23 protein-coding genes are annotated in these 23,826 nt (G+C 63.8%); 5 read left to right on the forward strand and 18 right to left on the reverse strand.

Going from position 1 to position 23,826, the window contains the following annotated elements:
- The first annotated feature begins 61 nt into the window (after window positions 1–61).
- From N5P29_RS11505 to N5P29_RS11520, 4 genes are read left to right on the forward strand one after another with little or no spacing between them, the layout of a single operon-like run.
- Window positions 62–1,024, forward strand: coding sequence for a sugar-binding transcriptional regulator (locus N5P29_RS11505; protein WP_144658916.1), 963 nt, complete (start codon window positions 62–64; stop codon window positions 1,022–1,024).
- Between the two features lie 34 nt (window positions 1,025–1,058).
- A complete protein-coding gene (locus tag N5P29_RS11510) occupies window positions 1,059–1,940 on the forward strand; it encodes an aldo/keto reductase (protein WP_262275102.1) in 882 nt (293 codons plus the stop codon).
- A gap of 9 nt (window positions 1,941–1,949) precedes the next feature.
- Window positions 1,950–2,894: an alpha/beta fold hydrolase gene (locus tag N5P29_RS11515; protein WP_262275103.1), complete on the forward strand. Its 945-nt coding sequence runs from the start codon at window positions 1,950–1,952 to the stop codon at window positions 2,892–2,894.
- Entirely contained in the window at window positions 2,891–3,973 is a 1,083-nt protein-coding gene (locus tag N5P29_RS11520) for a glycosyltransferase family 4 protein (RefSeq protein ID WP_262275104.1), read from the forward strand. The genes N5P29_RS11515 and N5P29_RS11520 overlap by 4 nt, the downstream gene beginning before the upstream one ends.
- 11 nt (window positions 3,974–3,984) lie before the next feature.
- Here the strand turns inward: N5P29_RS11520 and N5P29_RS11525 are convergent, their stop codons facing one another.
- The 13 genes from N5P29_RS11525 to pyrR form a co-directional block, all read right to left on the reverse strand.
- Window positions 3,985–6,090, reverse strand: coding sequence for a primosomal protein N' (locus N5P29_RS11525; protein WP_262275105.1), 2,106 nt, complete (start codon window positions 6,088–6,090; stop codon window positions 3,985–3,987).
- A 160-nt stretch (window positions 6,091–6,250) separates the two neighbouring features.
- The gene (metK, locus tag N5P29_RS11530; protein ID WP_262275106.1) at window positions 6,251–7,480 is read right to left on the reverse strand and encodes a methionine adenosyltransferase; all 1,230 of its coding nucleotides are present in this window, start codon (window positions 7,478–7,480) and stop codon (window positions 6,251–6,253) included.
- 76 nt (window positions 7,481–7,556) lie between these two features.
- Window positions 7,557–8,816, reverse strand: a complete 1,260-nt coding sequence (gene coaBC / locus N5P29_RS11535) for a bifunctional phosphopantothenoylcysteine decarboxylase/phosphopantothenate--cysteine ligase CoaBC (RefSeq protein ID WP_262275107.1) — start codon at window positions 8,814–8,816, stop codon at window positions 7,557–7,559.
- Window positions 8,817–8,843: 27 nt separating this feature from the next.
- Window positions 8,844–9,104, reverse strand: coding sequence for a DNA-directed RNA polymerase subunit omega (gene rpoZ / locus N5P29_RS11540; protein WP_017197559.1), 261 nt, complete (start codon window positions 9,102–9,104; stop codon window positions 8,844–8,846).
- 38 nt (window positions 9,105–9,142) lie between these two features.
- A complete protein-coding gene (gmk, locus tag N5P29_RS11545) occupies window positions 9,143–9,715 on the reverse strand; it encodes a guanylate kinase (protein ID WP_144658923.1) in 573 nt (190 codons plus the stop codon).
- Between the two features lie 21 nt (window positions 9,716–9,736).
- Entirely contained in the window at window positions 9,737–10,063 is a 327-nt protein-coding gene (mihF, locus tag N5P29_RS11550) for an integration host factor, actinobacterial type (RefSeq protein WP_262275108.1), read from the reverse strand.
- Window positions 10,064–10,220: 157 nt separating this feature from the next.
- The gene (gene pyrF / locus N5P29_RS11555) at window positions 10,221–11,090 is read right to left on the reverse strand and encodes an orotidine-5'-phosphate decarboxylase (RefSeq protein WP_262275109.1); all 870 of its coding nucleotides are present in this window, start codon (window positions 11,088–11,090) and stop codon (window positions 10,221–10,223) included.
- Window positions 11,083–14,391 carry a carbamoyl-phosphate synthase large subunit gene (gene carB / locus N5P29_RS11560; protein ID WP_262275110.1) on the reverse strand — a complete coding sequence of 1,103 codons (3,309 nt, stop codon included), beginning with the start codon at window positions 14,389–14,391 and terminating at the stop codon, window positions 11,083–11,085. Before carB ends, pyrF begins: the two co-directional genes overlap by 8 nt.
- Entirely contained in the window at window positions 14,391–15,635 is a 1,245-nt protein-coding gene (gene carA / locus N5P29_RS11565; RefSeq protein ID WP_262275111.1) for a glutamine-hydrolyzing carbamoyl-phosphate synthase small subunit, read from the reverse strand. The genes carB and carA overlap by 1 nt, the downstream gene beginning before the upstream one ends.
- Window positions 15,616–16,137 (reverse strand): PH-like domain-containing protein, encoded by a 522-nt coding sequence (locus N5P29_RS11570; protein ID WP_262275112.1) that lies wholly within the window; start codon window positions 16,135–16,137, stop codon window positions 15,616–15,618. Before N5P29_RS11570 ends, carA begins: the two co-directional genes overlap by 20 nt.
- Window positions 16,137–17,462 carry a dihydroorotase gene (locus N5P29_RS11575; protein ID WP_262275113.1) on the reverse strand — a complete coding sequence of 442 codons (1,326 nt, stop codon included), beginning with the start codon at window positions 17,460–17,462 and terminating at the stop codon, window positions 16,137–16,139. The genes N5P29_RS11570 and N5P29_RS11575 overlap by 1 nt, the downstream gene beginning before the upstream one ends.
- Window positions 17,462–18,490, reverse strand: a complete 1,029-nt coding sequence (locus N5P29_RS11580; RefSeq protein WP_262275114.1) for an aspartate carbamoyltransferase catalytic subunit — start codon at window positions 18,488–18,490, stop codon at window positions 17,462–17,464. The genes N5P29_RS11575 and N5P29_RS11580 overlap by 1 nt, the downstream gene beginning before the upstream one ends.
- Window positions 18,487–19,071, reverse strand: coding sequence for a bifunctional pyr operon transcriptional regulator/uracil phosphoribosyltransferase PyrR (pyrR, locus tag N5P29_RS11585; RefSeq protein ID WP_262275115.1), 585 nt, complete (start codon window positions 19,069–19,071; stop codon window positions 18,487–18,489). The genes N5P29_RS11580 and pyrR overlap by 4 nt, the downstream gene beginning before the upstream one ends.
- A gap of 155 nt (window positions 19,072–19,226) precedes the next feature.
- On the opposite strand from pyrR, the gene N5P29_RS11590 reads away from it, so the two are divergent.
- Window positions 19,227–20,468: a PrsW family intramembrane metalloprotease gene (locus tag N5P29_RS11590; protein ID WP_410007869.1), complete on the forward strand. Its 1,242-nt coding sequence runs from the start codon at window positions 19,227–19,229 to the stop codon at window positions 20,466–20,468.
- A 69-nt stretch (window positions 20,469–20,537) separates the two neighbouring features.
- On the opposite strand, the gene nusB is transcribed toward N5P29_RS11590, so the two are convergent.
- The 5 genes from nusB to N5P29_RS11615 all read right to left on the reverse strand — a co-directional run bounded on the left by nusB (window position 20,538) and on the right by N5P29_RS11615 (window position 23,782).
- The gene (gene nusB, locus N5P29_RS11595) at window positions 20,538–20,948 is read right to left on the reverse strand and encodes a transcription antitermination factor NusB (protein WP_257368001.1); all 411 of its coding nucleotides are present in this window, start codon (window positions 20,946–20,948) and stop codon (window positions 20,538–20,540) included.
- Complete coding sequence (gene efp, locus N5P29_RS11600) at window positions 20,948–21,511, reverse strand: elongation factor P (protein ID WP_011774957.1); 564 nt, start codon at window positions 21,509–21,511, stop codon at window positions 20,948–20,950. The genes nusB and efp overlap by 1 nt, the downstream gene beginning before the upstream one ends.
- A 155-nt stretch (window positions 21,512–21,666) precedes the next feature.
- Window positions 21,667–22,188: a tetratricopeptide repeat protein gene (locus N5P29_RS11605; protein WP_262275117.1), complete on the reverse strand. Its 522-nt coding sequence runs from the start codon at window positions 22,186–22,188 to the stop codon at window positions 21,667–21,669.
- Complete coding sequence (gene aroB / locus N5P29_RS11610) at window positions 22,185–23,276, reverse strand: 3-dehydroquinate synthase (RefSeq protein WP_262275118.1); 1,092 nt, start codon at window positions 23,274–23,276, stop codon at window positions 22,185–22,187. The genes N5P29_RS11605 and aroB overlap by 4 nt, the downstream gene beginning before the upstream one ends.
- Window positions 23,273–23,782: a shikimate kinase gene (locus N5P29_RS11615; protein WP_410007922.1), complete on the reverse strand. Its 510-nt coding sequence runs from the start codon at window positions 23,780–23,782 to the stop codon at window positions 23,273–23,275. Before N5P29_RS11615 ends, aroB begins: the two co-directional genes overlap by 4 nt.
- Window positions 23,783–23,826 lie beyond the last annotated feature (44 nt).

Consider the following 23,826-nt stretch of genomic DNA (forward strand, 5'->3'; position numbering starts at 1 on the left):
ATCTTGCGAAAGTGGAAAATGGAGTCAAGCTATTTGCACAAACGTGCAGGAAGGAAATGAGATGGCACGATCACGTCACTCGGACGCACTCCGGGCTGCACAAATGTATTACTTGCAAGACCTGACCATGGATGCAATTGCCCGTGAGCTGCGGACGTCCCGCTCCACAGTCTCCAGGCTCCTCTCCTCAGCCCGCGAAACAGGGCTTGTCCAGGTCCAGATCCGCAGTCCTTTCGATACCGGACCGGAGCTGGAAAGCCAGATCCGGAGCCAGTACGGGGTAGATGTCCACGTGGTCCCGGTCCTGGACACGCTCAACGAAGCCGAGACCCTGGACCGCGTCGCCATGCAGGCTGCGCGGACCATCGGGCCGCTGGTAGACTCGAACGCCATAATCGGAGTCGCTTGGGGCGCCACCCTCAGCGCTGTCAGCCGGCACCTGACCAGGAAGGTCACCCACGACAGCATCGTGGTCCAGCTCAACGGCGCCGGAAACATGCAAACCACGGGCATCACATATGCCAGCGACATCATGCGCCGCTTCGGCAGCGCCTACGGAGCACGGGTGGAACAGTTTCCCGTCCCCGCGTTTTTTGATCACGCCGCCACAAAAACCGCCATGTGGAATGAGCGAAGCGTTCAACGGATCCTTGACCTGCAGGCCCGCATGAGCATCGCCATTTTCGGTGTGGGGTCAGTCGACTCCGACTACCCAAGCCACGTCTATGCCGGCGGTTACCTTGATGAACACGATCTCACCATGCTGGCCGCGGACGATGTCGTCGGCGACGTCGCAACAGTCTTTTTCCGCAGTGATGGATCCTCGGACGGCATCACCTTGAACGAACGCTCAACAGGACCAAGCCATGAGCAACTCCGGCAAGTCCGCCGACGCATCTGCGTGGTCTCCGGCGCGTCAAAAATCAATGGACTTCAGGGCGCGCTGGCTGCCGGCCTGGCCACGGACCTGATTTTGGATGAGGCCTCAGCACGACGCCTCGTGAGTTTCAACGGGCACTCCTGAAGTATTCGTGCAAGGAATGGGTAGAGTCGTTGCTATGAGATCCCCCAGCCCGCTGGCCTTGAACAACGGCGTCACCATGGAACGTCTGGGATTCGGCCTCTACAAAGTCCCGCCCAAGGATGCCGATGTCCTGGTCTCCACCGCATTGGGCGAGGGTTACCGGCGGTTCGACACTGCGGCCATGTACGGCAACGAAGTAGGAGTGGGGCGCGCCCTGGGCGGCGCCATAGGAGACGCGGCACGCTACAACAGCGGCACGGGCGGTTCCGGCGAATCCCTCCACACCCTTGCACGCGAGGACGTGTTCGTCACCACCAAGGTCTGGAACGAGGACCACGGCTACGATTCCACGCTCCGCGCCTTCGATTCCTCCATATCCAATCTTGGGCTCGACTACGTGGACCTCTACCTCATCCACTGGCCTTGCGCCGAGCGGGGACTCTTTGTCGAAACGTACAAGGCAATGGAGACCCTTTACAGGGAGGGCAAGGTCCGGGCGATCGGGGTGTCCAACTTCCAGCCCGGGCATCTGGACGAACTCATGCAGAAGGCCGAAGTGGTCCCCGCAGTCAACCAGATCGAGCTGCACCCCTGGCTTCAGCAAAGCCGGTTGCGGCTTCTGCACCAGCAGTTGGGCATTGCCACGGAAGCGTGGAGTCCGCTCGGCAGGGGCCAGGTGCTGGCAGATCCCGCCATCGTCACCCTGGCCGAAAAGTACCACCGCACTCCCGCGCAGATCATCCTGCGCTGGCACCTGCAGCTGGGAAACCTGGTCATTCCCAAGGCCAGCTCGGCAGCCAGGATCAAGGAAAACCACGAAGTCTTCGATTTCGAACTCGACGCGGCTGACATGGACGGTATCGCCGGACTCGAACGCCATCATCGAACCGGGTCGCACCCGGACAACGTGAAGTAGGACTACCGAATGGACTCAGTGGACACCGGGCGCTCCCCCGACGGCGCACAGGCCCCCAGCCAATTTTTCAGCAAGGAGTTGCGGCCCCGGACCCGGGCCTCCGAAGTCGAAGTCGACGGAAGCACCGTGGCCTACTGGATCTACGAGCCGGTATCCGTAACACCGGGCACCCGCACCATCCTTGTCATCCATGGCTTCAGGGGTGACCACCACGGCTTGTTGCGGGTAGCGGACCAGCTCCCCGAAATGCGGATCATAATGCCGGACCTGCCCGCCTTCGGAAGTTCGGAACCCTTCGTTGGCGATGAACACACAGTGGAACGGTACGGGGACTTCATCACCGGTTTCATGGCCGCGTTGGACCTTGGACCCAATACCGTGCTGCTGGGCCACTCCTTCGGCTCGATCATCGCGAGCCACTTCGCCGCGGCGCACCCGGGGGCGGTTTACCCGCTGATCCTGATCAACCCCATCGCAGCACCTGCCCTGGAGGGCCCCAAAGGCATCATGACCAAGCTCGCTGTCCTGTACTACCAGGCATCAGCGAAGCTCCCCCGCCGCCTCGGCCTGGCGGTTCTCCGAAACCGCGCCATAGTCCGGATCATGAGTGTCACCATGGCCAAGACCAAGGACAAGGAACTTCGTCGTTTCATCCACGGCCAGCATGACGCCTATTTCAGCGCATTCGCTGACCGGAAAAGCCTGCTCGAGTCCTTCAAGGCCTCGGTTTCGGGGAACGTAGCTGACGTCGCGGAGCAACTGCACCTGCCGGTGCTGCTGGTCGCCGGCGAGAAAGACGAGATAGCCACCCTCCCCAGCCAGCACAAACTCATGGAGCGCCTGCCGGATGCAACGCTGGAAGTCATTCCCGGCGTCGGGCATTTGATCCACTACGAAACTCCGGTCCCCGCAGCAGCGGCGATCCGCGCCTTCCTGGAGGAACACCCCGCGTGAAAATTGTCATCGACGCCCGCTTTACCCGAACGGACCACCACGATGGCATCAGCCGGTACGGTTCCAGCCTCATCGCCGCGGTGTCGAAAATCGCCGACGTCACGATGCTCATCAGCGACAAGCGGCAGCTCGCCCTGTTGCCGGACGTCCCATACGTGCTGATCAACAGCCCCCTGTCGCCCTTGGAGCTGTTCGTGGCCCACAAGGTCAACCCCCTGGGCGCGGACGTCGTCGTGTGCCCCATGCAGACCATGGGCACGTTCGGGCGCAAGTACGGACTGATCCTGACCCTCCACGACCTCATCTACTACGAGCACCCGGCTCCGCCGGGGTTCCTGCCCGCTCCCGTGCGCGTCCTGTGGCGGCTCTACCACAAGGCGTACTGGCCGCAGCGGCTGTTGTTGAACCGGGCCGACATCGTGGCGACCATCAGCCACACCACCGAAGCCCTGATGGCCAAATACAGGCTGACCAAACGGCCCGTACGGATTGTGGGCAATGCTCCCCAACCAGGTCAGACACCGCGCGACGCCACAGCCGGCGCTGATAAGACGTTGCTGTATATGGGCTCGTTCATGCCCTACAAGAACGTGGAAACCATGATCCGCGGCATGGCCGGTTTGCAGGACTACACCCTGCACCTTTTGAGCCGTATCACTCCCGAGCGCAAGGCGGAACTGCAGGCCCTGGTTCCGGAAGGTGCCAAGGTCATCTTCCACAACGGCGTCACTGACGCCGAGTACGACGCCCTCCTGCTCCGCGCAACCGCACTCATCAGCCTCTCCCGCGCGGAAGGATACGGCCTGCCCCTGGTGGAGTCCATGGCGTTGGGAACTCCGGTGATTGCCAGTGACATCCCCATCTTCAGGGAAGTTGGCGGCGACGCCGTCAGGTACGTTGATCCAGGCTCGCCCACGGACTTCGCAGCTGCCGTGAACGCCCTCGGCGACGGTGCATTGTGGCAGCAGCGCTCACGGAATTCAGTAGAGCGTGCCGCCGCGTTCAACTGGGACGATTCGGCACGGCAACTGCTGGCTGCAGCTGAGGAAGTCGTGGCCCTGCGGCAGCACAGGGCCTGAGGCACCCGGCGCTAGAGGACGTCTACTCCGTCAAGGCGGAGCTGGACAGGTCCTGCGGTGCGTTTGGCCGCGCTTGCCACCTTGACTGCACGCATGGCACGGGTCGCCTCGGCAGCGTCAGCGTAGGGGATGAAGTAGAGCAGGCGGACGTCCGCTTCATCCTGCCCCGGTATCGCTGACGACGGGCCGCTGAACAGCTGCACGGGCGCCGGCCCGGCCTTCCGGAGCCGTTTGGCCAGCGGGGCGCTGGCCCCGAACGCCTCAGCAAAATGCCCGACGTCGGCCCGGGTACCTGTCACCGAGGCGACACGGACCGCCGGGGGCAGCTGAAGCTCTTTCCGGAGATCCAACTCGCGCGACGCGTAACCCGCCGCGTCCCACCGCAAGAGGGCGCCCGTCGCGGCGGTATCGTCCGCCGTGATGACCACCAAGCCACCCTGGCTGGCGGGCTTCACCAGGGAAGCGGCGTTGAACCACCGACGCACAGTGTCCTCGCCGGCCCGGAGGTTCTCGCGCCGAAGCAAGGAATTTCCATCCAACAACAAAGCAGCCGCGTAACCCTGTGGCGCCACCGGTTCAGCCCCGACCGTTGCCACCACCAGGGCAGGAGCATCCGGCACGCTCGCTTTGACGTGTTCGCCGGATGACGTCACGACAGCCTTGCCTGGAAACGCCCGGCCAAGCTCCTCCGCCGTCCTCATGGCACCCACAGCACCCCTGCGCAGCCTGGTGCCGCTGCAGTGCGTGCAACGCCAGTGGGGTGCCGGCGTGGAGCACCACCGGCAAGCAGGAATCGAAGAGCTGCTGGAAACGGCCAGCGGTCCCTGGCAGGTGTTGCACCGGGCAAGCTCCCGGCACGTCTCACACACCAGCGACGGCGCGTAACCGGCGCGGGCAACCTGCACCAGTACCGGGCCACGTTCCAGCCCCTCCTTCGCGGCACGCCAGGCGGCTCCCGGCAAGCGCGCGATGCGTGCCAAGGGATCGCGTTCCTGTTCGAAACTGTCAGCGGTATTCAGGACGCGGGGCACGGTGTCACGGACAGTGCTTCGTGGTGCTTCCACCGCCACAGCCCATTGCAGCTCCACCAGCCGCTGGAGTTCCGTGCTCCGGCTGTGCGAGGCCATCAGGCATGCGGCATTCTGCTGCTCCGACCGCAAGAGCAGGACCTCGCGGGTATGCGCGTAGGGCGCCCGTTGCTCAATGTGGAGATCGTCGCCGTCATCCCAGCACACCACCAGTCCAAGGTCCTTGACCGGCGCAAAAGCTGCGGAACGGGTACCTACGGCTACCCGCGCGGAACCGTTCAAGAGCCGCAGGAAGTTGCGGTACCGGGGCGTCTGGCCGTCATCGGCGGTCAGGCGGGCGACGTCGGACGGCGGCAGGACCGCTGCCAGCGCCGCCTCCACACGGTCAAGATCCCGGTAATCAGGGACCACAACGATCGCACCGCGGCCCGAGGATCTGACAGTTGCCACTGCGGCGGCCACCATGGCCGGCCAACCATCAGGCCCGAATCCTTGCAGTGCGGTCAGAACAGCCTTGGGCGAACCGCCGCTGGCCAGGTGCTGCAGGAACGGCGTGCCGTTGGTGTAGCGGCCCCAGGCACGGGCATCAGCAGCCGGCATCCCATCCGCCCCTGCTTCCGGGGCACTGGGGTCAAGATCCCCGCCCAGCAATTCCTTCTCCACCTTGGCAACCCGTGGAGGGATCGCCGAGCGCAGGACATCGCTCAAGGTTCCCGCGTATCGAGCAGCGACGTTGCCGACAAGCCTGGCAACGTCCGGCGTCAGAACCGCCACCGGGGAAACTACCTTGTGCAGGGGCGCCAGCGGTGACGCTGCGTCCGAGGCATCGAGCCGGTCCAGGATGTACCCGCCAAGTTCCTGGCCGTTGAATTTCACTTTCACGCGGACGCCGGGAGCCGCTTCCTCAGCCAGTTCAGCGGGGACGCTGTAGTCAAAGGGCCTGTCCAGGTGGGGCAGCGGTGACTCCAGGACCACGCGGGCTACAGGAAGGTGTTGGGCCAAAGGCGGCCCCTGCACAGGAGTGCGGTCCGGGAACCCCTGCAGCAACGAAGGCTGAAGCAATGACGGCTGGGCCTCATGGCCTGCCATAACCTTCACCTCCAGCTCTTCGTACGCCCACTGCCGTGCACAGGACTATCTACCGCATCAACGCAGATGCCCGCGGCGGGATTGACCGCTGCGGGCATCTCTGGTTAAAGCCAATCACGAACCACCGACAAAACAACTTCGTGGAGTATCGCGGGTGGAATCAGGCGTTGAAGTATTCCTTCAGGTCCGCCACCCGGTCCAGCCGCTCCCAGGTGAAGTCGGGCTCGTCCCGTCCGAAGTGCCCATGGGCCGCCGTCTTGGCGTAAATGGGGCGCTTGAGGTCCAGGGCGTCGATGATGGCGCGGGGCCGGAGATCGAAGAGTTCATCGATGGCCTCGCTGATGCGGGCAGGATCGACCGTCTCCGTGCCAAAGGTCTCAACGTACGTACCGACAGGGCGTGCCTGGCCGATGGCGTAGGCAATCTGGATTTCGGCGCGCTTGGCAAGGCCTGCTGCCACTACGTTCTTTGCAACCCACCGCATGGCGTACGCCGCGGAGCGGTCAACCTTCGACGGATCCTTGCCGGAAAACGCTCCACCACCGTGGCGGGAGAATCCGCCGTAGGTGTCCACGATGATCTTGCGGCCGGTCAGACCTGCGTCACCTACCGGTCCTCCGATGACGAAGGCACCAGCAGGGTTCAGGATGTTGGCCGTACGCGAGAGGTCAAGGTTCGATGCCGCAAGCACGGGATCGATGACATGGCTTGCGAGGTCGGCGCGGAGCTGTTCCAGGCTCGCTTCCTCTGCGTGCTGGCTGGAGATGACAACCGTTTCCACGGAAACCGGCCGGTCGCCGTCGTACCCTACCGTGACCTGGGTCTTGCCGTCGGGCCGCAGGTACGCAAGTTCGCCGTTCTTGCGGACTTCGGTGAGGCGTTCTGAAAGCCGGTGCGCCAGCCAGATGGGCGTGGGCATGTAGGAAGCCGTTTCATCACTGGCATAGCCGAACATGATGCCTTGGTCGCCGGCGCCCTGGAGGTCGTAGTCGTCTTCCTGGCGTCCTTCGCGAGCCTCCAGCGAGTTGAAGACGCCGCCTGCGATGTCGTTGGATTGCTGGCCGATGGAGACCGAAACGCCGCAGCGGGCGCCGTCGAATCCGTTGGCGGATGAGTCATAGCCGATGCCCAGGATCGTCTCGCGGACGATTTGCGGAATTTCGACGTAGGCGTCGGTGGTGACCTCACCGGCAACGTGCACCAAACCGGTGGTGGCCATGGTCTCAACGGCCACGCGCGATTCAGGGTCCGCGGCGAGCAGCGCGTCAAGAATGGAGTCGCTGATTTGGTCGCAGATCTTGTCCGGGTGCCCTTCGGTCACCGACTCGGAAGTGAAGAGCCGGAGCTTGGACGGGGTGCCATGGTGTTCATGGTGCAGCGGTAAAGTCACTCGACCACCTTACTGGGTTGCGGGATCACAGCATCCGCCGTGTGTCCCTTTGCTAAGAATTCAGGGATGGGCTCGGTCACATGGCCGGGAAGACCCGCGCGAGTTCTGCACCCACGCGATCGACCACCGCGGCAGCGACGTCAGCCTTGGAACCGGCAGCGGACTGCGGTTCAGCGCCGTGGCCTGAGAGGATGACCACGGAGTTCTCGTCCTGCCCGAAGACCTGGCCGACTCCTACCTGGTTGACAACAAGCAGGTCACAGCCCTTGCGTTTGAGCTTCGCCGTTGCGTGCTCCAGGACATCGCCCTGGGCGTCTCCGGTTTCGGCTGCGAAACCAACGATCAACTGCTGGCCACCGGCCGCGTTCCGCCGTTCCACCAGCTCATGCAGGATGTCCGGGTTCCGGACCAGGCGCACCAGCGGTGCGTCCTCGCCGTCGACCTTCTTGATTTTCGTATCCGAAACCTCTGCCGGACGGAAGTCCGCGACGGCCGCGGCCATAATGACGACGTCGGAATCGGCCGCTGCTTTCAGCGCTGCCTCGCGCAGTTCCAATGCCGACTCGACGCGGACAAGCTCGACGCCGGCAGGTGGCTCAACATCCATGTGCGCTGCCAGGAACCGCACGGTGGCTCCGGCGGCCAACGCAGCCGCCGCCAGGGCCGCGCCCTGCTTGCCCGAAGACCGGTTGCCGAGGAACCGGACCGGGTCCAGGGCTTCCCTGGTTCCACCGGCCGAAATCGTGACCGTCCTGCCCGCCAGCGATGCGTGCCGGGGCGAAGGCACTGCCATATCCGCGGTGGTCCCGGCAGCGTCCGCCAACGCGATGGCCGCAGCAAAGATGGCTTCGGGCTCGGGCAGGCGGCCCGGACCGGAATCGGCACCGGTAAGTCGTCCGGATGCCGGTTCGAGGACTGTCACGCCACGGCTGCGCAACGTTTCCACGTTGGCTTGCGTTGCTGCATGCTGCCACATCTCCGTATGCATCGCCGGAGCGAAGAGCACAGGGCCATGGGCCATCAGCAAAGTGTTGGTCAGGAGATCGTTTGCCTGCCCGGTGGCAGCCCTCGCCAGGAGATCGGCAGTGGCCGGAGCAATGACGATCAGGTCTGCCTGGTGTCCGAGGCGGACATGGTTGACCTTCTCCACGTCATCGAAGACGCTGTTGCTCACCGGATTGCCCGAGAGTGCTTCCCACGTGGCGACCCCGACAAAACGGGTAGCTGCCTCCGTGGGGATCACCGTGACCTGGTGGCCGGCTTCAGTAAAAAGCCGGAGGAGCGATGCAACCTTGTAGGCTGCAATCCCTCCCCCGACTCCGAGGACTATGCGCACGTGACCTCCGTCAACAAGCAGTCTGCTTTACTCTGCGGGCTCGATCGGAGTGGAAACCAGAAGGCCTTCGTTGATCTCGCGCAGGGCGATAGAGAGCGACTTCTCGTTCAGCTTGGTGTCGACCAAGGGACCGACGTACTCGAAAAGGCCCTCGTGCAGCTGGGCGTAGTAAGCGTTGATCTGGCGGGCACGCTTGGCGCCGAAGATCACCAGGCCGTACTTGGAATCGGCAGCCTCAAGCAGCGAATCGATCGGCGGGTTGATGATGCCTTCAAGGTTCGTGGACACGAATTCTCCAAATTCTAGCGGGCCAACAAACAGGCGCTTCAGCGCCCGTGCGGGGTAAGCCCCATGAGTGAAACAAGCTCGTCCGCTGCCCGGCGAACGTCGTCATTGATGACGGTGTGGTCAAACTCCGGTTCAGCAGCAAGTTCCAGTTTAGCGGTTTCCAGCCGACGCTGCTGTTCTTCGGCAGTTTCGGTGCCGCGGCCCACCAACCGGCGGACCATTTCGTCCCAACTGGGCGGGGCCAGGAAGACAAAGTTAGCGTCCGGAACGGCAGCCTTGACCTGGCGTGCGCCCTGGAGATCAATCTCAAGCAGGACGGACTTTCCCTCGGCGATGGCCGCTTCGACCGTGCTGCGAAGAGTGCCATAGCGGTTCTGGCCGTGGACCACGGCCCACTCCAGCAACTGACCGTCGGCTACCAGGGCATCGAACTCTTCGGCCGACTTGAAGAAGTAGTGGACCCCATCCTTTTCACCCGGACGGGCTGCCCTGGTGGTGGCAGAGACCGAAAGCCAAACCTCTGGATAGTTGTCCCTGATGTAGGTGGATACGGTTCCCTTGCCAACGGCAGTAGGGCCTGCAAGGACGGTCAGTCCAGGATTCTTGCTCACGGATTCCTTCGGGGAAATGCGTCAAACGCTTTGTTGGGTATCCATAAAATCTACCAGCGCTTGAGCCTGATGAATTCCCAACCCCCGGATGCGCCGGGATCCTGCAATTCCGATATCGGCCATGATCGCGGCCGCGCGGACCGGACCGATGCCCGGCAGGGCTTCCAGCAGCTCCACAACCCGCATCCGTGCGATTGCCTCGTCGGTGGCTCCCGAGGAGATCAACTCCGCGATGCTCACCTGGCCGCGCTTGAGCTTCTCCTTGGCCGCGGCCCGCACCGCCCGGGCCTTCGCGGCCTTTTCCAACGCATCGGCACGTTCTTGCGGTGTCAACTCTTTAAGGCCCACTGCAGAACCCCTGTCAGATCGAGTTAATGATGCAGGTCAGGCGACTGATCCCGAACCTACCTGCAGGGGCCCGGTTGCGCAATGAGTTGGACCAACGCGGGGTCACTTATGGCCCGTTGAACACCTCAACATGGGCCATAAGTGACCCCGCGTTGCCTTAGGAACGGAGCCCCGCCAGAGTCTTCTCCGCTGCCGAACGCAACGCCGCAGCAGTGGGGCCGGCCGCGAGGATGCCGCGGCTGGAAGTCGCCAGGACAGCCGGGTACGCGGACCCGAAAGTCGCACGAAGATCTGCCGGCGTGGCACCCTGCGCACCAAGCCCGGGAGCCAGGATCGCTCCGCGTACCGGGCCAAGATCGATGTCCAGCTCCGTCAACGCGGAGCCGATGGTGGCGCCCACGACCAAGCCAACCGATCCCAGGGAACCTTCGTAGCGCTCATTCTCTGCAGCGGCCTCGGCCACGATCCGTCGCGCTACGGAGTCAGCGCCTCCGACGTGCTGGACGCTCTTGCCCTCCGGGTTGGACGTCAGGGCGAGCACAAACACTCCCCTGCCGTACTGGGCGGCAAGGTCCAAGGCCGGACGCAGCGACTCAAAGCCGAGGTACGGGCTCAATGTCACAGAATCCGCGGCAAGGGCTGAACCATCGCGGAGCCAGGCATCGGCGTAGGCGGCCATCGTGGAACCAATGTCGCCACGCTTTGCGTCCGCGATACTGAGCACTCCGGCTTCCGTCGACGCGGCAAGGGTCCGTTCCAGCACAGCCATACCGGCAGAGCCATGTCGCTCGTACAAGGCAACCTGCGGCTTGACCGCGGCAGCGAGGGAAGCCACAGCCTCCACGACGGTGAGCGAAAAGCGCTCCAGCCCGGCGACGTCGTCGTTCAATCCCCAATCCGCCAGCAACCGGGGGTGGGGGTCGATTCCGACGCAGAGCGGACCACGGTCAACCATGGCCGCAGCCAGCCGGGAGCCGAATGACTCCCGGACCGGCTGCGGTTCCTGCGTTGCGGCAGACTCAGGCATTGGCTGCTTCCGTTGCCGCTGCCAGGTTGGCTGCGTGCTCCTGCAAGCTGGTGACCGACCACTCGTAAGTGCGCAGTGCTTCGATGGCCTGGACCGCGGCGTTGAACTCCGCCACGGTGGTGATGCAGGGAATTCCAATCGACGTTGCTGCCGCGCGGAGCTCGTAGCCGTCGCTGCGGGCTTCGCCGCCGGAGGGCGTGTTGAACACCATGTCGATCTCGCCGGCGACGACCAGATCAGCGATCGTGCCTTCGCCTTCGGCACTGCTGCCCTCGGCGACCTTGCGGACCGGGGTTGCCTGGATACCGTTGCGGCGCAGGACGTCGGCCGTTCCTCCGGTGGAGACGATCTCGAAGCCGAGGTCGGACAGACGCTTGACGCCCATGATCACCGAGCGCTTGTCACGGTTTGCCACCGAGACGAAGATCTTGCCGCCGGTGGGCAGTGCGTTGTTGGCCCCGGACTGGCTCTTGGCGAAGGCGGTGTCGAAGTGCTTGTCAATGCCCATGACTTCACCGGTCGAGCGCATTTCCGGGCCCAGCAGGGAGTCAACCACCTTGCCCTCCGGTGTGCGGAAGCGGCTGAACGGCAGCACGGCTTCCTTCACCGCGACCGGTGCGTCCAGCGGAAGGGTGGAACCGTCGCCGGTCTCGGGCAGCATCTTGTAGGCGCTGCGGAGCTGGTTTATGGTGACTCCGGTACCGATGAGCGCTGCGGCCTTGGCCATCTGCACGCCGGTTGCCTTGGAGACGAACGGAACCGTCCGGGAGGCACGCGGGTTGGCTTCGAGGACGTACAGGACATCCGAGGCCAGCGCGAACTGGATATTGATCAGGCCGCGGACGCCGACGCCCTCGGCAATGGCCCGGGTGGCTTCACGTACACGCTCGATCACGTTGTTGCCGAGGGTGATCGGGGGCAGCACGCAGGCGGAGTCACCGGAGTGGATACCGGCTTCTTCGATGTGCTCCATGATGCCGCCAAGGTACATGTCAGTGCCGTCAAAGAGGGCATCGACGTCGATTTCGACGGCGTCCTCCAGGAAGCGGTCGATCAGCACCGGGTGGTCCGGAGTGATTTCCGTGGCATTGGCGATGTAGCGCGACAGGTTGGCTTCGTCGTAGACGATCTCCATGCCGCGGCCGCCCAGCACGTAGGACGGGCGGACCAGGACCGGGTAGCCGATCTCATCGGCGATCTTCTTGGCGTCCTCGAAGGAGACGGCGGTGCCGTTCTTCGGTGAGGTCAGGCCGGCCTCATCCAGGACCCGGGCGAAGGCACCCCGGTGTTCGGCGAGGTCGATCGCTTCGGGCGACGTGCCAAGGATCGGCACACCGGCGTCGGCAAGCTGCTGGGCGAGCTTGAGCGGAGTCTGGCCACCGAGCTGGACGAACACGCCCATGACTCCACCGGTGCGCTCTTCAGCGGCGATGACCTCGAGGACGTCCTCAAGGGTCAGCGGCTCGAAGTAGAGGCGGGTGGAGACGTCGTAGTCGGTGGAGACAGTCTCGGGGTTGCAGTTGACCATGACGGTCTCGTAACCGGCCTTGCGCAGCGCCATGGAGGCGTGGACGCAGGAGTAGTCGAACTCGATGCCCTGGCCGATACGGTTGGGGCCCGAGCCCAGGATGATCACGGACGGCTTGGAGTGCAGGCCGACTTCGTCTTCCTCGTCATAGGCCGAGTAGTGGTACGGGGTGTAGGCGGCAAACTCCGCTGCACAGGTATCCACCGTCTTGTAGACCGGGCGGATGCCAAGGGCCTGGCGGACACCACGGACAACGGCTTCGGAGTTGTGCGTCAGGGCACCGATCTGCTCGTCCGAGAAACCGTGGCGCTTGGCGTTGCGAAGCATGTCCGCGGTGAGGACGCCCGCCTTCCGGATTTCCTGCGCGGTCTCATTGAGCAACTGAAGCTGGTCCAGGAACCAAGGGTCGATCTTGGTTGCCGCGAAGAGGTCTTCCACGCTTGCGCCACCGAGGAGTGCACGCTGCACCTGGTGCAGGCGGTCGGTGGTGGGACGCTTGGCCTTCTCGATGAGTTCGGCAACTTCGTACTCCGGCACGGAGCTGAAGTCCAGCTGTGAGCCCTTCTGCTCCAGTGAGCGCAAGGCCTTCTGCAGGGCTTCGGTGAAGTTGCGGCCCATGGCCATCGCTTCGCCCACGGACTTCATGGTGGTGGTCAGCGTGTTGTCGGCCGCCGGGAACTTCTCGAACGCGAAGCGCGGAACCTTGACCACAACGTAGTCCAGGGTCGGCTCGAAGGAGGCCGGGGTCTTCTGGGTGATGTCGTTGGGGATCTCGTCCAGGGTGTAACCCAGGGAGAGCTTGGTGGCGATCTTGGCGATGGCGAAGCCGGTGGCCTTCGATGCCAGCGCGGAGGAACGCGAAACGCGGGGGTTCATCTCGATGACCACCACGCGGCCCGTAGCGGGGTCGATGGCGAACTGGATGTTGCAGCCACCGGTGTCCACGCCGACTTCGCGGATGACGGCGATGGCAACGTCACGCAGCTTCTGGTACTCGCGGTCGGTAAGGGTCAGCGCGGGAGCCACCGTGATGGAGTCTCCGGTGTGGACGCCCACGGGATCGAAGTTCTCGATGGAGCAGACAACAACGACGTTGTCGTTCTTGTCGCGCATCATCTCGAGCTCGTATTCCTTCCAGCCAAGGATGCTCTCTTCGAGCAGGACCTCGGTGGTGGGACTGTACTGAAGACCCTGCCCGACGATGCGGCGGAGATCGTCTTCGTTGTAGGCCAGGCCCGAACCGAGGCCACCCATGGTGAAGGATGGGCGGACAACCATCGGGTAACCGAGGTCCTCAGCGGCCTTGAAGGCCTCATCCATGGTGTGGATGATGTGGCTGCGGGCGGACTCGGCGCCACAGCGCTCCACGACGCCCTTGAACTTCTCGCGGTCTTCGCCGAGTTCGATGGCTGCGATGTTCGCACCGATCAGCTCGACGTTGTACTTCTCCAGGACGCCGTTCTTGTCCAGGGCAATCGCAGTGTTCAGTGCGGTCTGGCCGCCAAGGGTGGGCAGCACGGCATCCGGACGCTCCTTGGCGATGATCTTCTCGACCACCTCGGGCGTGATCGGCTCGACGTACGTGGCATCGGCGAACTCGGGGTCGGTCATGATCGTGGCCGGGTTGGAGTTGACCAGGATGACCCGAAGGCCCTCCTCCTTCAGGACGCGCAGGGCCTGGGTACCGGAGTAGTCGAACTCAGCCGCCTGGCCGATGACGATGGGACCGGAACCGATGACAAGGACGCTCTTGAGATCTGTACGCTTGGGCATTACTTCTTGTCCTCAGTCTTGGATTCGTTGTTCGTGGCGGGGGCGGCGGCTTTGGCATCGGCCATGAGGTCGATGAACCGGTCGAAGAGGTACGCGGCGTCGTGCGGGCCGGCTGCGGCCTCCGGGTGGTACTGGACCGAGAACGCAGGGATGTCGAGGCAGGCGAGGCCCTCAACGACGTCGTCGTTCAAGGAAACGTGGCTGACCTCCACGCGGCCGTAGCGCTCCTCCGGCGCCACAGTCGAGCCGTTCAGCGGTGCATCCACGGCGAAGCCGTGGTTTTGGGAGGTGATTTCAACCTTCCCGGTGCGGCGGTCCATCACCGGCTGGTTGATGCCACGGTGGCCGTAGCGGAGCTTGTAGGTGCCAAAGCCCAGTGCACGGCCCAGGATCTGGTTGCCGAAGCAGATGCCGAAGTACGGCAGCTTCTCGTCCAGCACCGAACGCAGAAGGGAAACCTGGTGGTCGGCCGTTGCGGGGTCACCGGGGCCGTTGGACATGAAGAATCCGTCGGGGTTGACGGCGTTGACGTCCTCGAGCGTGGACGTGGCAGGCAGGACGTGCACGCGGACCCCGCGCTCGGCGAAGCGCACGGGAGTCATGGCCTTGATGCCAAGGTCCACTGCGGCGATGGAGAAGCGGGGCTCGCCTTCCCAGCCGTGGTCCTTGGGATCCACGACGTAGGCTTCGTCGATGGAGACTTCCTCGGCCAGGGCCGAGCCTTCCATGGGGGCACTGGCCAGGACGATGTCCAGCAGTTCCTTATCCGATGCCTGTGCAGCCTCCCCGGAGAAGATGCCTGCCCGCATGGTCTTGTGCTCGCGGAGGTGGCGGGTGATGGCACGGGTGTCCACGCCCTGGATGCCGACGATTCCCTGCTCCACCAATTCCTCGTCGAGGCTGCGCTCGGAGCGCCAGTTGGAGGGGCGGCGGGCGGCATCGCGCACGATGTACCCGGCCACCCAGATGCGGCGGGATTCAGCGTCTTCGCTGTTGACGCCGGTATTGCCGATGTGCGGGGCCGTCTGGACGACCAGCTGGCGGGCGTAGGAGGGGTCGGTGATGGTCTCCTGGTAGCCGGTCATGCCGGTGGCGAAGACGGCCTCACCGAGCGCGGTGCCCTGGGCGCCGTAGCTGCGGCCGCGGAACATGCGGCCGTCTTCGAGCACCAGCACTGCTGCTGCGGGGGTGGTTTTGGTGGCTGCGTTACTTTCCGTCACTTTATTACTTTCCACTATCGGCATCTGCCTGAGGGGCTGCGGAGATCAAATTCTGGAGGGCTTCGAGGAGGAGCGTCTTGTCGGCCGAGTGCCTGGACCGGAAACCGGTGTCGAGTTCCCGGTCGCCAAGTCTCCAGCTGATGACCAGGAGTCCGTCCTTTTCGACGAACTTCCCGGCCATGCCGTTGGCTTCACGGGTTTCGACCAGGGCGCGGCGGGGGATGAACACCGGGGCGGCGCCGTTGCGGTCGAACAACACGCCTTCAGCATGGATGCTCAGTTCCGCGTTGGTCCGGATACCCAGGCCCTGGACTGCGATGCGGTCCAGCCAGTCCCCCGCCGTCGTGGTGGTCACGTACTGGCCATCTGCGACGACGGTGGCCGGGGTCAGCTGCCCGGGCACCCCGGGGAGGCGTTCGACGTCGGCTTGTCGCCTCAGCCGGTTCCGCCACCCCAGCCAGATCATCGCCAGGACGACGACGATCAGCGGCACCGTGATGAGCACGGTCAGTGTCTGGTTGTTCATCAGCTGCTGCTGACTGCCGGGTGCTTGTACGGCGTGTTGAGCCGGCCTTCGAGGACCGTGGGGTGGCCCTTGAAGAAGGTTGCCACCACGGATCCGGGCAGCTCTTTGCCCTTGAACGGTGAATTGCGGCCCATGGTTGCCATTTTATGGGGGTCGACGGTCCAACGCGCAGCCGGGTCCACCAGGATGACGTTGGCGGGCTCGCCAACCTCGAGCGGGCGACCCTGGTCAGCTACCCGGCCGATGACGGCGGGAGTGAAGGAGGTGACCCTGGCGAAGTCTGCCCACGTCATGAGTCCGGTTTCGATCATGGTTTCCTGGACTACCGACAACGCCGTTTCCAGGCCGGTCATGCCCATGGCCGCTTGCGCCCACTCGCATTCCTTGTGCTCGCTGGGGTGCGGCGCATGGTCCGTTCCGACGACGTCGATGGTGCCGTCGGCCAGTCCTTCGCGCAAAGCCTGGACGTCTGAGTCCGTGCGCAGCGGCGGGTTGACCTTGTACACGGGGTCGTAGCTGCGGACCAGCTCGTCCGTCAGGAGGAGGTGGTGCGGGGTTACCTCGGCGGTGACGTTGATACCGCGGGCTTTCGCCCACCGGACGATTTCCACGGAACCGGCCGTGGAGACATGGCAGACGTGCAACCGGGAACCAACGTGCTGGGCGAGCAGGACATCGCGGGCAATGATGCTTTCCTCGGCAACAGCCGGCCAACCGGTCAGGCCCAGGACCGCCGAAACCGATCCTTCGTTCATCTGGGCCCCGGCGGTAAGGCGCGGTTCCTGCGCGTGCTGGGCCACCACGCCGTCGAACGCTTTGACGTATTCCAACGCACGGCGCATCAGGACGGGATCATGAACGCAGATGCCGTCGTCGGAGAACATCCGGACCTGGGCGCGGGAGTCTGCCATGGCGCCGAGCTCTGCGAGCTGCTCACCTGCAAGTCCCACAGTGACCGCCCCTACGGGACGGACATCCACCCAGCCGGACGCGCGGCCCAGGCTGTGGACCTGCTCAACGACGCCGGCGGTGTCAGCCACAGGGTTGCTGTTGGCCATGGCGTGGACGGCGGTAAAGCCACCCAAGGCAGCGGCGCGGGTACCGGTCTCGACGGTCTCGGCATCTTCGCGGCCAGGTTCACGCAGGTGGGTGTGGACATCCACCATGCCCGGCAGGGCGATGAGGCCCTTGCCGTCGATGACAGTGGCGCCGTCCTCGGAGAGGCCGGTGCCCAAGGCGGCGATGACGCCTTCGCGGATCAGCAGGTCCTGGACGTCGCCGCCGAGGATCGCGGCCCCGCGGATGAGGTAAGTGTTCTCGGCCATCAGTTGCTCTCCTTGCTCGACGGGCTCGCGAAAGCCGGTATGGCGGTGGTTATCGGGGCTGCCTCGCGGGAGTCCCCGGAGAGCAGCAAGTACAGGGCGGCCATGCGCACGGAAACACCGTTCCGCACCTGGGCCAGAACCGTGGAACGTGGTGAGTCCGCAGCGGCGGAAGAGATCTCCAGGCCGCGGTTCATCGGTCCCGGGTGCATGATGATGGTGTCTTTCATGCCCAGTTCGTCCAGGGTCCGGAGGCGGGCGTCGTCGAAACCCCAACGTCGAGAATATTCACGCGTGGACGGGAAAAACGAGGCATTCATCCGCTCGCCCTGGACGCGAAGCATCATCATCGCGTCGATGCCGGCTTCCAGCGTTTCGTCCAGGTTGTAGCTGACCTTGCAGGGCCAGTGCTCGACGCCGATGGGCAGCAGGGTGGGCGGCGCCACCAAGGTGACCTCGGCCCCAAGGGTCTTCAGGAGCCACACGTTGGAGCGGGCCACGCGCGAGTGCAGCACGTCGCCGGCGATGGCCACGCGCATGCCCTTCAGGTCCGCCCCCGTTGAAGCGACGCCGTTGAGCTTGGACCAGTGCCTGCGCATGGTGAAGGCGTCCAGAAGCGCCTGGGTGGGGTGTTCGTGCGTGCCGTCTCCTGCGTTGATGACGGCTGCGTCGATCCAATCGGTGGCAGCGAGCCGGTGCGGCGCCCCTGATGCCCAGTGCCGGATGACGACGGCATCCGCACCCATGGCAGCAAGGGTTTGTGCAGTGTCCTTGAGGGATTCACCCTTGGAGACCGAAGATCCCTTGGCCGCGAAGTTGATGACATCGGCGGACAGTCGCTTGGCTGCGGCTTCAAAGGAAATTCGGGTACGCGTGGAGTCCTCGAAGAAGAGGTTCACTACGGTGCGGCCGCGAAGGGCCGGCAGCTTTTTGACCTCGCGCTCCCCCACCGCGGACATTTCCTCCGCCGTGTCCAGGATGCGGATCGCATCTGCTGCGACCAGGTTTTCCGTGGAAAGAAGGTGTTTCACTTGCCGGCCTCGATAACTACCTCGTTGACAGGAACACCATCGACGGAGTCGGTTTCCTCCAGGTGCACCCGGACTTTTTCCGCCGAGGACGTGGGAAGGTTCTTGCCCACGTGGTCGGCGCGGATGGGGAGCTCGCGGTGGCCCCTGTCCACCAGCACGGCGAGACGGACAATCCGGGGGCGGCCGAGGTCTACCAGGGCGTCCAGGGCGGCGCGGATGGTGCGTCCGGAGTACAGGACGTCGTCAATCAGCACGACCACTTTGTTGTCGATCCCGGAGAGCGGGAGCCGGGTGTGGTGCGGTGGACGCGTGGGCTGGTGCGAGAGATCGTCACGGAACATGGTGATATCCAGCTGGCCGACGATTGACCCGGCGTTTACCGTGGGGTCGGCTGCGGCGATCTTGTTGGCGAGCCGAACGGCCAGTGGGTAGCCGCGGCTGGGAATGCCCAAAAGAACCAGGTCCTGCGAGCCTTTGTTGGCTTCGAGGATCTCGTGGGCGATACGAGTCAGCGCACGATCTATATCCGCCGGGTTGAGGACAACCCGCGACGGCAGGTGCGCAGAAGTGACTTCAGTCATCGCTCGTCTCCCCTTTCCCCGCCTCACGGGACGGAATTAAAAAAGGAATATTTGCTCCTCAAAACTATCACAGCGGGCCAGCGCCCGCCGATCGGGTGGCTGTCAGGAGAGTGAGTTTAAGCTCACACTTCCTCCCGTGGAATAGGCTCGTTTCCATGAGCATGAACCACCCAGGCCAGTACGGCGGACAGCCCCACCCGGGTCCCTATCTTGAACCGGGGGCGAACCCTACGTGGATCGGCCACGTCCAGCCAGGGAATTACCAGCCGGCACCGGGCAACAGGGCTCCGCTTCCGCAGCAGACCTGGGCCATGCCGCCGGTGCGGCGCAGCTGGGGCACGCTGCCCTTGTTGATCGTTGGCGCCGTCCTGGCCCTGGGAAGTCTTCTGCTGGTGGTTCCGTTCCTGCTGGGTAATACCGGTGTCACTGGCTTCGTCATCGGTTTCCTGGTGTCCCTGGTTCCGTTGTCCATCGTCCTTTTGACCGTGCGCCTCATTGACCGCTGGGAGCCCGAACCGCCGAGGCTTCTCTGGTTCGCCTTTACCTGGGGCGCCGCCGTTTCCATAGCCGGAACCCTCTTGATCCAGCCGATCTTCGCCCTGGCCGCCCCCACCTCCAGCGAAGAAGCCTTCGCTTATTTCATGGCCACAGTCCAGGCGCCGATTGTGGAGGAATTCACCAAGTCACTGGGTCTTCTGGTCCTGATCCTGGCAGCCCGGAAGTACTTCGACGGGCCCGTGGATGGGGTGGTGTTCGCCTTCACCATCGCCGCCGGCTTCGCCTTCACGGAGAACATCCTCTATTTCGGTCGTGAAATAGCCTCCTCCAATGATCCCGGCACGGACCTGGTGCGCATCTTCATCCTGCGGGGCGTCATGTCACCCTTTGCCCACGCCGTCTTCACCGGCACGACAGGGTTGATCATGGGCTTTGCCGCCCGGAAGTGGCACCCCGGATACGCGGTCCTGGCCTTCTTCATCGGCCTGCTGCCCGCGATGTTCCTCCACAACCGCTGGAACAGCATGGGCCAGAACTTCCTGGCCGAATACTTCGTCGTCCAGGTGCCCATCTTCCTGACGGCAGCCGTGGGCATCATCCTGCTTCGGCTCGCCGAGGGAAAGCTGACCCGCCAGAGGCTTCTTGAATACGCCCGCGCGGGGTGGTTTACGCCCGCGGAGGTGGAAATGCTGGCCACAACAAGGGGAAGGCGCCAAGCACTTCGCTGGGCGGCGTCACGGGGACGCGGGCACCAAATGAAAGCCTTCATCAAGGGAGCAACAGCCCTGGCTTTCACCCGCCAACGGATCCTCAGCGGACGCGACGTCAACGCGCACCAACGCGACGAACTCGAACACCTTCACGCAGTCCCTGCATTGCGGGCTGCTGTCCTCCAGTAGGCCACTTAAAGAGATGGACCCTTCCCGGTTTCCCCGGGAAGGGTCCAATCACAACTGTTGTCCGGCCGGCTACGCCAGCAGGGACGGCTTGAGTTTTTGGAGACGGCCAAGCAATCCGTTGATGAAGGCCGGCGACTCGTCGGTGGACATCGTCTTGGCCAGGGCGACGGCTTCGCTTACCGCTACTCCGTCGGGAACTTCGTCGTTGTAGAGAAGTTCCCAGGCTCCAATTCGAAGGATGATGAGGTCCACCGAGGGCATACGCTCAAGGGTCCAGCCCTGGGCATAGGTCTCGAGGAACTCGTCGATGGTTGCTTGCATGGACACAACGCCTTCCACGATTTCCACCGTGTAGGGGTTGATGACCAGATCTGTCTTCTCCCGACGCGCTTTCAGGGCGTCAAAAGCCGAAACCGAGCGCTGCTCCGCTTCGAAAAGTACTTCCAAGGCCCTGCTACGGGCTTTACCGCGGGCGCTCACTAGTCGTTGACCCGGCCCAGGTAGCTGCCGTCGCGGGTGTCGACCTTGACCTTGGTGCCCTGCTCCACGAACAGCGGCACCTGGATCTCGTAGCCGGTCTCAACTGTGGCCGGCTTGGTTCCAGCCGAGGAGCGGTCGCCCTGCAGGCCCGGCTCGGTGTAGGTGATTTCGAGCACAACGCTCGGGGGCAGCTCGATGTAGAGCGGCGTGCCTTCGTGGATGGCAATGTTGACCATCTGGTTCTCGAGCATGAAGTTGGTGGCGTCGCCAACCGTTGCACCGGACACGGTGATCTGGTCATAGTCCTGGGTGTCCATGAAGACGAAGTCTTCGCCATCCTGGTACAGGTACTGGTAGTCGCGACGGTCGACGGTCGCGGTTTCAATCTTCAGGCCGGCGTTGAAGGTCTTGTCGACCACCTTGCCGGACATGACGTTGCGCATCTTGGTGCGGACAAAGGCGCCACCCTTGCCGGGCTTGACGTGCTGGAACTCGATGATGTTCCAGAGCTGGCCCTCGAGCTTCAGTACGGTCCCGTTCTTGATGTCGTTTGTGGTTGCCACTCGTATCCTCTGGTTAATCGCACTGGTTCCAGCTGCCAGCTATCTATGCCAAGCAGGCGTGCCAATCGGCGCGCCAGCGCGTATTTATCAAAAATCCAAAAACCATTCTACCGTCAAATACGGAGCTGCCTTGCAAACAGCGTTCCGGGCAGCCTTCAGGAGGCAAGTTCCATGACATCCCGGGCCCGCTGCAGGGCTACGGCCGAGGAGTAGATCAGCGCGGCGTCGGCAGCCATGGCCACCCTCAGGTCCAGGGCCCTTGCGAACTCCTCAGATGCGGCCAGGGCGTTGCCGCTGACGAAATAGGCACGGCCAAGGTACTGGCGCACTACCGCTTCCTTGGAGGTTCCCTGGACCTCTTGCAATAGATGCCGGAACAGCTGGACAGCACGGTCAAGGCGGTTGGTGGCACGGTGGACTTCCGCCTCGAAAATCCTCAGCCGGAAGGACTCGGGATCCTTGTACCGCGCCTCCGCCAACAGCTCAGCTGCCTCCTTTGGCTGGTTCTCCAGCAGGAGGGCCATGATCCGGTCTGCGGGATCCTCCGAAGCCGCAAGCGCGGTCTCCATGACTTCCTCGTTGACCACTACGGGCAAGAGCGTGTCGGGGTTCATCCGGACACCGGGGAAACCGGCAGTAGGCCAGTCACTGACACCTTCGCGCAGGGCGATCGTCATGATGCGATCTCCTGGTACGCGGCAAAGAGAAGGGAGGTGTCGGGGACGTCCAGGATTCCGGGCTTGGCGATTCCGTCCAGCACGACAAAGCGGAGCAGGTCACCACGGGACTTCTTGTCCCGGCGCATGCCATCCAGCAGGCCCTGCCACCTGTCCCTGCGGTACGTGATGGGCAGGCCGAGGCTCTCGAGGATGGTACGGTGCCGGTCGGCATCGGCGTCGGACAAGCGGCCTACACTGCGGGACAACTCTGCTGCGAACATCATTCCCACGGACACGGCGGCACCGTGACGCCAGGAGTACCGCTCCACCAGCTCGATGGCGTGACCGAGTGTGTGGCCATAGTTCAGGATTTCGCGCAGGCCGGATTCCTTGAGGTCCTGGGAAACGACCTCGGCCTTGACCGCGATGGCGCGCTCGATGAGTTCCCGGACAACCTCGGAAGCCGGGTCCATCACAGCGTCGGTGTTCTTCTCGATGAGCTCGAGGATCGCGGGATCGGCGATGAATCCGCACTTGATGACCTCGGCCATGCCGGAGATGAGCTCGTTCTTCGGAAGGGTCCGTAGCGTGTCAAGATCGGCCAGGACGGCCGCGGGCGGGTGGAAAGAACCCACGAGGTTCTTTCCTTCAGCCGTGTTGATGCCGGTCTTACCGCCAACTGATGCGTCCACCATGCCCAGGAGGCTGGTGGGCATGTGGATGACTTTGACGCCGCGAAGCCAGGTGGCTGCGACGAAGCCGGCGAGGTCGGTGACAGCACCGCCGCCGACTGCAACGATGGCGTCCGAGCGCGTGAAGTCGTTCTGCCCCAGGACCTGCCAGCAGAACGCAGCAACCTGGATGTGCTTGCCTTCTTCAGCGTCCGGAATTTCAGCGGTGAGCGCGGTGAAACCAGCGCTTTCCAGCTCGTCGCGGACGGTATCCCCGGTCAGCCGAAGGGCGCGGGGGTGGATGACAAGGACCCGCCGGACGCGCTCCCCGAGTTTCGTCGGAAGGCTCCCGAGCAGACCGCGGCCCACCACGACGTCATAGTTTTCGTTGACTGACTGGCCGGTCACCTTGATGACAGTTGCTTCGTTACTCACTTTTCAACTTCCTCTTTCAAGGCTGCATGCTGGCGCAGCCGTTCCTCCAACTGGAGGCCGATGTCCGCCACGGTTCCTGTACGGACGTCCATGACGATGTCCGCCAGCCGTTCGTAGACAGGACGCCTGGTGGCAAAAAGTGCTTCCCAGCGCGTCATCGCGTCGCCCTGAAGCAAGGGCCTGCCGGTGTTCCGCGCAATGCGGTCCGCCACCGTCTCGGCGTCGCATTCCAGGTAGACCACCGTGCACTCCCCCAACAGTTGCTGGGTCCCGGAGTCCAGGACTGCTCCCCCGCCCAAGGAGATGATCGCCGGCTGCGTCTTGGCGGACTCGATCGATTTCGCCACTGCCCTGGCCTCGATTTCGCGGAAGGCGTGTTCACCGCGACCAGCGAAGATGTCGGCGATGCTGCCGTGGGCAGCGACGACTACGGCATCGGTGTCCACAAACGGGAGACCAAGCTGTTGGGCAAGCTGCTGGCCTATGGCTGATTTACCAACGGCCATGGGACCCACCAAAACGACGGGACGGCCAGTGAAGCCATCCAGGA

The sequence above is a fragment of the Paenarthrobacter sp. JL.01a genome, from assembly GCF_025452095.1.
Classification (GTDB): Bacteria; Actinomycetota; Actinomycetes; order Actinomycetales; family Micrococcaceae; genus Arthrobacter.